Source organism: Paenibacillus sp. Marseille-Q7038, assembly GCF_965111595.1.
In genome coordinates, this window is record NZ_CBCOOM010000001.1 from 631,705 (window position 1) to 644,089 (window position 12,385).

Consider the following 12,385-nt stretch of genomic DNA (forward strand, 5'->3'; position numbering starts at 1 on the left):
GTTTGTATACGAGAAAGGAAGGACATAGCTTGCTTGTACTCTATTCTATGGGCGGAGCCTGCCTTGTTATGATAAAATAGAAAAGATAAAATACGTGAAATATAAGTAAGGGAAGGATGTAACGGTCATGAGTTCATTTGTGCATTTACATGTTCATAGCGAATACAGCCTGCTTGACGGTGCTGCACGGATTGTAGAGCTCGTGGACAAAGCAGCGAACGACGGGATGAAGGCTCTTGCTTTAACAGACCACGGGGTCATGTATGGAGCAATCCCTTTTTATAAAGCATGTGTAGCAAAAGGAATCAAGCCGATTATCGGCTGTGAAGCATATATGACAACAGGTTCTCGTCATGAACGGGGAAACCGCAAGGATCAACCGATTTATCACTTGATCTTGCTTGCTCAGAATCATATCGGTTACCAAAACCTAATGAAACTCTGCTCCATTGGTCATTTGGAAGGGTTTCATTATAAACCTCGCATCGATATGGAGAGCCTGGCGCAGTACAATGAAGGAATCATTTGTTTAAGTGCGTGTCTTGGAGGAGAAATTCCGCAACATATACTCATGGGACGTATAGATGAAGCTAGAGAGGCAGCACTTCGTTATAAAACGATATTTGGAGACCGCTTTTATCTTGAACTGCAAGATCACGGTCTTGCTGAACAGAAACGAGTGAATCCTGAACTCATTCGTCTATCAAAAGAGCTGGATATTCCGCTCGTTGCAACGAACGACGCTCATTATCTGTCCGAAGAAGATGCGGAAGTTCAGGACGTACTCATCTGCATTGGTACGGGTAAGACCGTGGATGATGAAGACCGGCTTCGCATCCCCTCAAGCCAGCTTTATTTAAAGAGTAGTGAGCAGATGAAAAGTCTGTTCCCGCATGTACCAGAAGCGATTGAAAATACAGTACGGATCGCTGACCGAACCGATTTGAAACTTGAGTTTGGAAACTATATCCTGCCGGCCTATAGACCGATACCAGAAGGACTCACACCAGGCGAGTATCTTAAACTGCTGTGTGAAGAAGGACTTAGATCACGTTATGAGGACACAAGCCGATGGAGTAGTGATGAAGGGAAAAAGGAACTATTTGACCGGCTCTATTATGAGCTTGGTGTAATTGAAGAAATGGGATTTTCTGATTATTTCTTAATTGTGTGGGATTTTATTGCTTATGCACATCAAGAGGGCATTGCAACTGGACCAGGACGGGGTTCCTCAGCGGGAAGCCTTGTCGCTTATGTTCTACGCATTACGAATGTCGATCCGATAAAATATCGGCTTCTTTTTGAGCGCTTCTTAAATCCTGAGCGGATTACGATGCCCGATATCGATATTGACTTCAGCGATGAGCGAAGAGATGAAGTCATCGACTATGTTTCCAGAAAATATGGCCGCGAGCATGTCGCACAGATTATTACCTTTGGAACATTGGCTGCCAGGGCGGCAGTAAGGGATGTGGGAAGAGTACTCAGCATTCCGTATGCAGAGGTTGATAAAGCGGCAAAACTGATTCCCGGTCAGATTGGCATGAATATTACCAAGGCACTCGAACTTACTCCTGAGCTCAAAGCACTCTATGAAACCAAGCCCAAAACAAGAGAACTGCTGGATATGGCGAAAAAAGTAGAAGGCATGCCAAGACATGCTTCGACACATGCGGCTGGTGTTGTCATATCGAGAGATCCACTGACCGATGTGGTTCCTCTTCAGGAAGGCAGCGAGGGAGCTGCACTGACGCAGTATTCTATGGAAAACCTAGAGTCAATTGGTTTGTTGAAAATGGACTTTTTGGGTCTAAGAACGTTGTCTATCATTGAACGCTGCCTGCGCTGGGTTAGTGAACAGGAAGGCAAGGTACCAGATTTTCGGTATATTTCTGATGATGATCCTAAGACCTACGAAATGCTGGGAAGTGGGGATACTACGGGCATTTTCCAATTGGAATCTGCAGGGATTCGGAGGGTACTGAAGGATCTAAAACCTTCTGTTTTTGAGGATATCATCTCGGTACTTGCTCTATATCGTCCGGGTCCAATGGAATTTATTCCTAAGTATATTCAGGGTAAGCATGGACTCATTGAAGTGGAGTATCCGCATCAAGATCTCATCCCTATTTTAGAAGATACGTACGGTATTATCGTATACCAGGAACAGATCATGCAGATTGCTTCAAGCATGGCTGGATTTTCACTTGGAGAAGCAGATTTGCTGCGCAGAGCTGTGTCCAAGAAAAAGAGAGAAGTGCTTGATCTCGAACGAGAACACTTTGTTAAAGGAAGTGCGGCGCAAGGATATAGCAAGGAAGAAGCGGATCAAGTTTATGACATGATTGTTCGTTTTGCCAACTACGGATTCCCGCGTGCGCATGCGGCAGCCTATGGAATTTTGGCATTTCAAACCGCTTATCTGAAAGCACATTATCCTGCACCATTTATGGCTTCCATGTTAACTGCGGTCATGGGAAATCATCGGAAAGTAGCGGAATATGTCGTCGAATGCAGACGGATGGGAATCCCGATTCTTCCGCCTGATGTGAATGAGAGCGGGATTTTATTCACTCCAGTCGTGGAAGGTAACGAACACTCTCTGGGAGATGACACGGCTAAAGAAGAGAACACGCAGGGGCGTATCCGCTTTGGGCTGGCTGCAATTAAAAATGTTGGTACTCAAGCGATGGAAAGTATTCTTGCTGTTCGCAGTAAAGACGGTCCATTTGAAAGTTTGCTTGATTTTTGCCGAAGAGTAGACCTCAGGGTTTGCAACAAACGTGTGATTGAATCGCTGATTCAGGCGGGTGCTTTTGACCAGCTTCCAGGCCACCGCGCACAGCTGCTTGCCATGCTCGATGAAGTGGTGGAAGCCGCACTAAAATGGCGGAAAGAACGAGAAGACTTACAGATTCAACTTTTTGATTTTGTAGAAACTCCAAACTGGGAGATTGAGTATCCGAATATACCGGAACATAGCATGTCGCAGCAACTAGAACTCGAACGTGAACTGCTTGGGCTTTATCTCTCTGGACACCCGCTTGACCATTATAGTGAAGTTTTGGAGGCAGAAGAAGCAAGCAAACTGATGGAACTTCCAGATGCCGAAGATGAGTCAGTGGTCGTAACAGCCGGCATGGTGGTATCGGTCAAACAGATCACTACCAAACAAGGAAAATCGATGGCATTTATGGAGCTTGAGGATCAGATCGAGCGGACAGAAGTGGTCCTTTTTCCAGAAGTATGGCGTAAAAGCGAGCAGCTGATTGACAAAGGTGCATTACTTGCGATTCGTGCTAAAGTACAGCTTCAGGATGAAGGATTTAAGCTACTTGCTGACGAAATAGCTCCTTTATCCGGTGAGAACCTACATCGCCTTGCCTTACAAAAACAGCGTAGCACAGGGCGGCAAGATAAAAAATACGGTTCCTCTGTTCAGACGAAGACAACTGCGTCTCCTTTGCCGCAGCAAACTTCTGAAGCAGCCAGCCGGGCAAGAGTAAACACGGCGTCTAGTGGCTCCTCTATTGCTTCTCAGAAAGCGAAAGGGACAGCTAAGGCAGGAACGAGAAACGAGTCAGTACCTAAGCTTAACGTGCACGTAAAACAGCGAGTGTATATGAAGATAACACCAGCAGCGGAAAAGTCAGGTGTTCTTACCAAACTGAAGGCTGTATTGCAGCAACATCCGGGACCGGTAACAACCGTTTTATTCTATGAGGAGCATAGGTCCTACAGAGCGTTAAGCGAAGCTTATAGTATTAAACCTTCTCCAGAACTGATAGCTGGACTAGAAGAAATTCTGGGTAAGGGAACCGTCGTAGTGAAGTGACCCTCTTCAATGATGTAAGAGGAAGGTCGTGTAAAATGATTCATTTAACATACTTTTTACGAACAATTTCTATCCCGGCTGCATACACTTAGGAACACCAAACATTTGGTGCATTTTTAAGTAGATGATTTGCTCTCACTTTGTTACAGACTTTTTCAAAATGAGACAATTACGCCTACAGGGATGGGGGAATCAGCGGATGTCATATGAGATTGTGGAAGCGATGCTGAAACGACGAGGTGTGACGATAGAATCGATTGCAGAGATCGTGTTCACCCTTCAGAAGAAGTTTCACCCAGAACTGAAAGAAGAAGAGTGTGTGGAGAGTGTTCGTGCGGTTCTATGTAAACGGGAAGTTCAGTATACGCTTTACACGGGAATTGCACTGGATGAGCTTGCTGAGAAAAAACTTTTACCTCAGCCTCTTCAGGCACTCCTTGAAGCTGATGAGCCCCTTTATGGTGTGGACGAGACTCTAGCACTCGGTATTACTAGTGTATACGGGATGATTGGACTAACGAGTTTTGGCTATTTAGATAAAGAGAAAATGGGGATCATTGAAACACTGAATGACAAAAATTCAGGAGTTCATGTATTTTTGGATGATTTAGTTGCTGGTCTTGCCGCTGCGGCATCTGCAAGAATTGCTCATAAGAACATAAGCGCCAAAAATTATCCGTTTAATCCATAAATAAAGGTTTATCTTAAGTGGAAATAGGCGAAAACAATAGTTACATGAATAGAACAATACGACACATGAATCATTCTGCCTCCAAGCCTTTCTTGCGGAAAAAAAGAGAGGTATGTTATCATTAAGCCATTATGCGAGCTTTGATCATAAGGCTTAGGGGGCGGAAATGGCATGTGGACGGTGATATATATTGCACCGACAGCAAAAATTGCTGACAGACTAAAAACTCGGCTTGCGGATGAAGGATTTCTAGTACAGACCCGTCCCATCAGTTTATCCAAGCAACAGTATGAAATTCTCGTTCCCTCCGGTGAGTTAGAAGAGGTTCAGGAAGTACTGAATTCCATCTTGCATTCCTAAATGAAGCAATGGAGTTCTATTCTTGTTTGCGGACCTATTTTATGCGGCAGGGAATTTAAAGGAAAGAGTGAACGACTCCCTTGTCTGTGTGTGTCTGTCTCCTCTTTTTTTTGCGTATAGGCACTTTTTTTGTTTGCCCATGCTATGTTGTTAATGGCTGGTCATTTCTAGACTAGCAAGCCATCAAATTTACGGCTGAAGAGGTGTAGTTGTGTTCAAAGATATATTCCAGAAAAAGCGGAAATACGCGACCATACCTTCAGAGCGAACAGGGCAGAATGATGCTCCTGAAGGAGTGGACCGCCCAAGACGTGAGGTCCCGGAAGGGCTCATGAACAAGTGCAGCAAATGCGGCACGATTCAATATAGTAAAGAGCTTGAGAAGAATCTGAAAGTTTGTCCTTCATGCGGCTATCATATGCGTTTAAATGCAATGGAACGTATCAAGATGACACTTGATGAAGGCTTTATCGAATATGATTCGGATATGGTTTCAGTGGATCCATTAGAGTTCCCAGGTTATAAATCAAAGCTTGAACAACAAACCATGAAATCAGGTCTGAAGGATGCTGTAGTTACCGGTGAAGGTAGCATAGATGGTCATCCTGTAGTGGTCTGTGTTATGAGTTTTGACTTTTTCACGGGAAGCATGGGATCTGTAGTTGGTGAAAAAATCACCCGGGCTATAGAGAAAGCGACGGAGAAAAAATTGCCGCTCATTATCTTCTCTACATCCGGAGGAGCTAGAATGCAGGAGAGCATCTTAAGTTTAATGCAGATGGCTAAAACAAGCAGTGCTCTTGCAAGATTGGACGAGCAGGGGGGGCTGTACATCTCTGTCATTACTGATCCAACTACAGGCGGTGTATCTGCCAGCTTTGCTATGCTTGGTGATATTAATATTGCGGAACCAGGGGCTATCTTCGGATTCGCTGGCCGAATTGTAATTGAGCAAACCATTCGTCAAAAATTACCAGATGATTTTCAAACTGCTGAATTTAACTTGCAGCATGGACAGCTGGACATGGTAGTACATCGTAAAGATTTACGCACTACTCTAGCCAAATTACTAGATATGCATGAAGTGAAGGGAGAGGTGTAAGTTGGCGGGAGAGTTGCCACATGAAGCGCCCCTTACGGAGATGCGCAAGAAGATAGAAGAGCTTCAGCAGTTCGGTCTTGAAAAAGGGATTGACTTTACAGATGAGGTAAACCGATTAGAAGAGCGTTATGCCAAGCTTGAGGAAGAAGTGTATTCTTCCATCACGGCTCCTCAGAAAATGCATATCGCAAGGCATCATCAGCGTCCGACCTCACTAGATCTTATAACGCTTGTATTTTCCGATTTCATGGAGCTTCATGGTGATCGCCTGTTTGGTGATGATCTAGCAGTAGTAGGGGGCCTTGCTAAACTTGGAGGTAGACCGGTAACCGTTATTGGTCAGCAACGAGGTAAAGATACCAAAGATAACATTGCGCGATTTTTCGGAAGCGCTCATCCAGAAGGGTTTCGAAAAGCACTTCGATTGATGCGCCAAGCGGACAAGTTTGGTCGTCCGATCATCACGTTTATTGATACTAAAGGTGCTTATCCTGGTAAAACAGCGGAGGAAAGAGGACAGTCAGAAGCTATCGCTCGTAACTTAATTGAAATGGCGAAGCTGTCTGTACCTGTCATTTGTGTCATCATTGGTGAAGGTGGAAGCGGCGGAGCATTAGCGATGGCCGTAGGGAACCGTGTACTTATGCTGGAGCATGCCATCTATTCTGTGATTTCGCCAAACGGTGCGGCTTCTATTCTGTGGAAAGATGCCACGAAGGCAGATCAAGCAGCAGAAGCTATGAAAATTACAGCACAGGATCTAATAGAGATGGAAGTTATCGAAGACATCGTTCCTGAACCTAAGGGCGGGGCTCATCTTGATTATGAAGCGACAGCTAAATCAATTAAACTAATGATTGAACAGCATCTTTCCGAGTTAATAAGTATGACAGGGGAAGAACTTCGTCAAGATCGCTACAATAAATTCCGGAAAATCGGTAAGTTTCAAGAAAATTTAAAAAAATAAAAGAGACTCTTTTAGAAGATTCTTCTTTCGGCAAAGATTAATATGACAAAGTTCCTATACAAATGACGAAATTTGTAGTAGATTTAATTGTTGGAAAAGGATATATAAAGAGAGTCTTGAAAACGGAGGAAACTACAAAATGCGCAAAACAAAAATTGTATGTACCATTGGTCCTTCCAGTGAATCGTTGGAGAACACAAAAAAGTTGATCATGGCTGGTATGAATGTGGCACGTCTAAACTTCTCCCACGGTGATTATGAAGAGCACGGAGCACGTATCAAAACGATTCGTCAGGCTTCTGAAGAATTGAACAAGACTGTTGCCATCTTGCTTGACACTAAAGGTCCTGAGATTCGTACAGGTAAACTTGAAGTAGAACCAATTGAACTAGTTCAAGATGAGTTTGTTACCCTTACAACGGAAGAAATCCTTGGTAACAAAGATCGTATTTCTGTTACTTATGAAGATTTGCCAGGAGACGTATCTCCAGGATCAACAATTTTGATTGATGACGGCTTGATCGGTTTAACAGTAGTGGAAGTAAATGGTACTGAAATCAAATGCCGCATCGTAAATGGCGGTACGATTAAGAGCAAAAAAGGTGTAAACGTACCAGGAGTTGACATTTCCCTGCCAGGTATTACCGAGAAAGACGCTAACGATATCATTTTTGGAATTGAGCAAGGTATCGATTTTGTTGCGGCTTCCTTCGTACGTAAAGCAAGTGACGTACTTGAAATTCGCGAATTGCTTGAAAAGCATAACGCTGGACATATTCACATTATCTCCAAAATTGAAAACCAACAAGGTGTTGATAACCTTGATGAAATTCTTGAAGTTTCAGATGGTTTAATGGTTGCTCGTGGTGACCTTGGTGTAGAAATTCCTGCAGAAGAGGTACCTCTTGTGCAAAAACGTATGATTGAGAAATGTAACCTTGCTGGTAAACCAGTAATTACAGCAACTCAAATGCTGGATTCTATGCAACGTAACCCTCGTCCAACTCGCGCAGAAGCAAGTGACGTTGCGAACGCAATCTTTGACGGTACAGATGCAATCATGTTGTCTGGTGAGACAGCAGCAGGGAAATACCCAGTTGAGTCTGTTCTAACGATGGCTCGTATTGCAGAAAAAGCAGAATCTGCTTTGAACTACAAAGAACTTTATAAAAAACAACGCAGTGCTCAAGAAATCACAGTAACTGAGGCGATCAGCCAATCTGTTGCGAGCAGTGCATATGAACTACATGCAAAAGCGATTCTTACTTCAACGGAATCTGGTCATACTGCTCGTATGGTTTCCAAATACCGTCCTGAAGCTCCAATCGTAGCTGTAACAAATGAAGACCGTACGATGCGTAAACTAGCTTTGACATGGGGTGTAACTCCAGTTAAAGGTAATCCATGTGATACTACGGACGGATTGTTTGCAAATGCAGTAGAAGGCGGCAAAAAATCCGGTATTGTAGAAGAAGGCGATCTTGTTGTTATTACAGCAGGTATTCCACTTGGACGCTCTGGTTCTACTAACCTCGTTAAAATTGATCATATCTAATCGTTTTTAATTAAAATATCAAACAACAAAAAGCAATGGGGCCAATGGGTCCCATTGCTTTTTTCACAGTAATGAACCTCTGTAAAGGAAGTGAAAACCTATGAGCCCAATAAAGGATAGGGACGAGCAAGAGAAAAGTGCATGGTTCGGTGCTTGTTTTCGCGTGCGTTATCAGGAAAGTGACCAAATGGGCGTTGTGTACCATGCCAATTATGTGAATTGGTTTGAGATTGGCAGAACCGAGATGATTCGCAGTCTTGGGCTCACGTATCGCAGTATGGAAGAAGCAGGGGTGCTGTTACCTGTCATCGGTCTCGATCTGAAATACAGAAAACCTGCCAAATACGATGATTATGTCACCGTTTGGACTCGAATCATTCAAATGAGCAGTGTTCGGCTTACTTATGAGTATGAAGTGCGGAGAGATGAGGGCTTGTCATTAACAGGGCAAAGCCCGATCTCCTTAGGACCAATTACCTCATCTGCGGAGCTTCCAGGTGAACTTCTTGTTACCGGCACAACACAGCATGCGTGGGTAAACGGTGATTTTCGGCCCGTTAGACTTGATAAAAGTTTTCCGAACCTGTACGATGCTTTAAGTAAGGCTTTAAGGCTTGGAAGGGAGTAACCGTACATGCGAAATTGGATGTGGGCTGCGCTTTTAATCATTCCCGGTGTGGAATTGTTTGGATTTATATGGGTAAGTGAAAGAATCGGCGCTGGATCCACCATTTTGTTAATTGTTTTAACTTCGCTGATTGGAATAGCGATGATGCAATTTGAAGGCCGTAAAGTAATGCAGGACACCCGAAGAGAAATGCAAAATGGCCAGGTGCCTGGCCGAAAGATGCTGGATGGCCTCTGTGTTTTTGTGGGAGGCATGCTACTTGTCATCCCCGGGTTTATAACTGATATTATTGGCTTTACTCTTCTCTTTCCGCTAACAAGACCATTATATCGAATCTTTTTATTAAAATGGCTGGAGAAGAAATTGAAAGAAGGAAAAATTAGAATTCATCGGCGATTCTGATTGTTTATAGGAGCAGGGAGAATAATATTTTCCTGCTCCTTTTTACGGCAAGAAAACATGTACATAGCCCTCCTTAATTGTCAATGAAAGTGATTACAAAAAAATACTTATGCCTGTGAAAGAAATCTTTGATATCCTTCTAAACCTTCAAATTGTTCACATCATCGACAAAATCCAGTATGATGATGGAAGTGATACTTTTACACATGATGTCTGTAGAGCCTGGAATTTCTTAAGAATATTTAATAATGTAACTGTTTTCATTTTTAATTAGAACTCTATTTTGTAACAAAAGGAGAGGTGTAAAATGACAGCTACCAAAGGACTTGAAGGCATTGTGGCGACAACTTCCTCAATCAGTTCCATTGTTGACGGCGTCCTCACTTATCGTGGGTATGATATTGATGATCTAGCTTCAAATGCTTGCTTTGAAGAAGTTGCTTATCTGCTCTGGTTTGGCAAACTGCCGAATAGGATTGAACTTGATAATCTAAAACAGAAGCTAAGTGAATATGCACCTATTCCTGATGCACTTATTTCTCAAATTAAATTATATCCTCAAAAACAAAACACAATGGCGGCTCTTCGTTCTGCCATTTCAGCCTTGGCGCTCTATGATGAGAATGCAGAAGACGATTCTCAAGAAGCAAATGAGATCAAAGCCGTGAAATTGCAGGCTCAGCTTCCAACCATCGTTGCAGCGATTGCCCAAATTCGCGAAGGAAATGAACCGGTAGCGCCTAAACAAGGTGTATCCATTGCTGAGAATTTCCTGTATATGCTGACGGGTGAAGAACCGTCGGAGACATCTGTAAAAGCGCTTGATCAAGCCCTTGTTCTTCATGCAGATCATGAACTTAATGCCTCAACATTTGCAGGACGAGTGACGGTAGCTACGTTATCCGATATTTATTCGGGTGTAACTTCAGCTATTGGGGCGCTCAAAGGCCCACTTCACGGAGGAGCCAATGAAGCGGTAATGAAAATGCTGAGCGAGATCGGTTCAGTAGATAAGCTCGAATCTTATATTCAAGATAAACTGGATAACCGTGAGAAAATCATGGGTTTTGGTCATCGGGTTTACAAAAACGGCGACCCGCGTGCAAAACATTTGCAAAAAATGTCTCTTGAACTTGGAGAACAAAAAGGAAATACCGATCTATATGAGATGTCAGTTCAGATTGAAGAGCTGATCACCTCTCAAAAAGGTCTGAAACCAAATGTAGATTTCTATTCAGCCTCTGTTTATACACAGCTTGGTATTAATAGAGAATTGTTCACACCGATTTTTGCGATTAGTCGTGTATCTGGGTGGACAGCTCATATCTTGGAACAGCTTTCTGATAACCGGATTATTCGTCCTCGGGCAGAGTACACCGGTCCTACGAATCAGAAGTATATCCCGATTGAGCGTCGCTAGTCCCTAGAAACATGTATAATAAAAGAAGGTGCCCTTGGCAATCGTTTCCGTGAAGGAGATTGTTGCAGGGCCCTTCTATGCCCGTGTAGTACTGTAGATTCACAAAACAAGGAGGAAATAAATGATGCCAAACTTTGAAAAATTCGTACTCCCTACAGAAGGCGAGCAAATTACGATTGATAATGGACAGCTTCAAGTTCCAAATAACCCGATTATTCCTTTCATTGAAGGGGACGGAACAGGCCGCGATATTTGGAAAGCATCCAAACGCGTACTAGATGCTGCTGTTGAGAAAGCATATAACGGCGAAAAGAAAATTGCTTGGTATGAAGTATTTGCTGGTGAAAAAGCATTTAATACATACGGCGAGTGGCTTCCTGCGGATACACTTGAAGCAATCCGTGAGTATATTGTAGCGATTAAAGGACCACTTACTACACCAATCGGTGGCGGAATTCGTTCTCTAAACGTAGCACTTCGTCAAGAACTTGATCTGTATGTGTGCTTGCGTCCTGTACGTTATTTCGATGGTGTACCTTCTCCGGTAAAACGTCCTGAACTTGTTGACATGGTCATTTTCCGTGAAAATACAGAAGACATTTATGCAGGGATTGAATACCAAGAAGGTTCTGAAGAAGTGAAAAAAGTAATCCAATTCCTTCAACAGGAAATGGGCGCTAACAAAATTCGCTTCCCTGAAACTTCCGGTATCGGAATTAAACCTGTTTCTTCCGAAGGATCGAAGCGTCTAGTACGTGCAGCGGTTGAGTATGCCATTACTCATGGACGTAAGAGCGTTACGCTTGTGCACAAAGGTAATATCATGAAGTTTACTGAGGGTGCTTTCAAAAACTGGGGTTATGAAGTGGCTGAAGCTGAATTCGGCGATAAAGTATTCACTTGGGCTCAGTATGACGTAATTAAAGAAAAAGAAGGTACAGATGCAGCGAATGCCGCTCAAAAAGCAGCAGAAGATGCAGGTAAAATCATCATTAAGGATGCGATTGCTGATATCGCCCTTCAACAAGTGTTGACTCGTCCATCCGAATTTGATGTCATTGCAACGCTTAACCTGAACGGTGACTACCTATCTGATGCTCTTGCAGCACAAGTAGGCGGAATCGGTATTGCTCCGGGAGCAAACATCAACTATGTAACAGGACATGCAATCTTTGAAGCAACACACGGTACTGCTCCTAAATATGCAGACAAAGACTTGGTTAACCCAGGTTCCGTGATTTTGTCCGGCGTAATGCTTCTTGAACATTTGGGATGGCAGGAAGCGGCTGACCTGATCTATAAAGGTATGGGAACTTCCATCAATAACAAAACGGTAACTTACGATTTTGCACGTTTGATGGATGGCGCTACAGAAGTGAAATGTTCCGAATTTGCTAATGAAATTATTAAAAACCTATAAGGAGC

General features: G+C 43.3%; 10 protein-coding genes. All 10 read left to right on the forward strand.

All coding sequences use genetic code 11. From position 1 onward, the window contains the following. The first annotated feature begins 127 nt into the window (after nucleotides 1-127). Complete coding sequence (locus ACWPWY_RS03135) at nucleotides 128-3,835, forward strand: DNA polymerase III subunit alpha (RefSeq protein ID WP_454190348.1); 3,708 nt, start codon at nucleotides 128-130, stop codon at nucleotides 3,833-3,835. A gap of 199 nt (nucleotides 3,836-4,034) precedes the next feature. After that, nucleotides 4,035-4,526, forward strand: coding sequence for a phosphatidylglycerophosphatase A family protein (locus ACWPWY_RS03140; protein WP_213532248.1), 492 nt, complete (start codon nucleotides 4,035-4,037; stop codon nucleotides 4,524-4,526). 171 nt (nucleotides 4,527-4,697) lie between these two features. Next, a complete protein-coding gene (locus tag ACWPWY_RS03145; RefSeq protein WP_191797943.1) occupies nucleotides 4,698-4,886 on the forward strand; it encodes a glutamate decarboxylase in 189 nt (62 codons plus the stop codon). Nucleotides 4,887-5,097: 211 nt separating this feature from the next. Then, nucleotides 5,098-5,988 (forward strand): acetyl-CoA carboxylase, carboxyltransferase subunit beta, encoded by an 891-nt coding sequence (accD, locus tag ACWPWY_RS03150; protein WP_454190349.1) that lies wholly within the window; start codon nucleotides 5,098-5,100, stop codon nucleotides 5,986-5,988. A gap of 1 nt (nucleotide 5,989) precedes the next feature. After that, nucleotides 5,990-6,955: an acetyl-CoA carboxylase carboxyltransferase subunit alpha gene (locus ACWPWY_RS03155; protein ID WP_454190350.1), complete on the forward strand. Its 966-nt coding sequence runs from the start codon at nucleotides 5,990-5,992 to the stop codon at nucleotides 6,953-6,955. A 139-nt stretch (nucleotides 6,956-7,094) separates the two neighbouring features. Beyond that, a complete protein-coding gene (gene pyk / locus ACWPWY_RS03160) occupies nucleotides 7,095-8,510 on the forward strand; it encodes a pyruvate kinase (protein WP_454190351.1) in 1,416 nt (471 codons plus the stop codon). A gap of 109 nt (nucleotides 8,511-8,619) precedes the next feature. After that, entirely contained in the window at nucleotides 8,620-9,138 is a 519-nt protein-coding gene (locus ACWPWY_RS03165; protein ID WP_454192779.1) for an acyl-CoA thioesterase, read from the forward strand. Between the two features lie 6 nt (nucleotides 9,139-9,144). Next, the gene (locus ACWPWY_RS03170; protein ID WP_191797949.1) at nucleotides 9,145-9,540 is read left to right on the forward strand and encodes an FxsA family protein; all 396 of its coding nucleotides are present in this window, start codon (nucleotides 9,145-9,147) and stop codon (nucleotides 9,538-9,540) included. 307 nt (nucleotides 9,541-9,847) lie between these two features. Next, complete coding sequence (gene citZ, locus ACWPWY_RS03175) at nucleotides 9,848-10,960, forward strand: citrate synthase (RefSeq protein ID WP_454190352.1); 1,113 nt, start codon at nucleotides 9,848-9,850, stop codon at nucleotides 10,958-10,960. A 124-nt stretch (nucleotides 10,961-11,084) separates the two neighbouring features. Next, nucleotides 11,085-12,380 (forward strand): NADP-dependent isocitrate dehydrogenase, encoded by a 1,296-nt coding sequence (gene icd, locus ACWPWY_RS03180; RefSeq protein ID WP_454192780.1) that lies wholly within the window; start codon nucleotides 11,085-11,087, stop codon nucleotides 12,378-12,380. Nucleotides 12,381-12,385: the final 5 nt, after the last annotated feature.

Coding starts and splice junctions, on each gene's coding strand:
- ACWPWY_RS03170 (WP_191797949.1), top strand. CDS start 9,145: ATGCGAAATTGGATGTGGGCTGCGCTTTTAATCATTCCCGGTGTGGAA.
- ACWPWY_RS03145 (WP_191797943.1), top strand. CDS start 4,698: ATGTGGACGGTGATATATATTGCACCGACAGCAAAAATTGCTGACAGA.
- icd (WP_454192780.1), top strand. CDS start 11,085: ATGCCAAACTTTGAAAAATTCGTACTCCCTACAGAAGGCGAGCAAATT.
- ACWPWY_RS03140 (WP_213532248.1), top strand. CDS start 4,035: ATGTCATATGAGATTGTGGAAGCGATGCTGAAACGACGAGGTGTGACG.
- citZ (WP_454190352.1), top strand. CDS start 9,848: ATGACAGCTACCAAAGGACTTGAAGGCATTGTGGCGACAACTTCCTCA.
- pyk (WP_454190351.1), top strand. CDS start 7,095: ATGCGCAAAACAAAAATTGTATGTACCATTGGTCCTTCCAGTGAATCG.
- ACWPWY_RS03135 (WP_454190348.1), top strand. CDS start 128: ATGAGTTCATTTGTGCATTTACATGTTCATAGCGAATACAGCCTGCTT.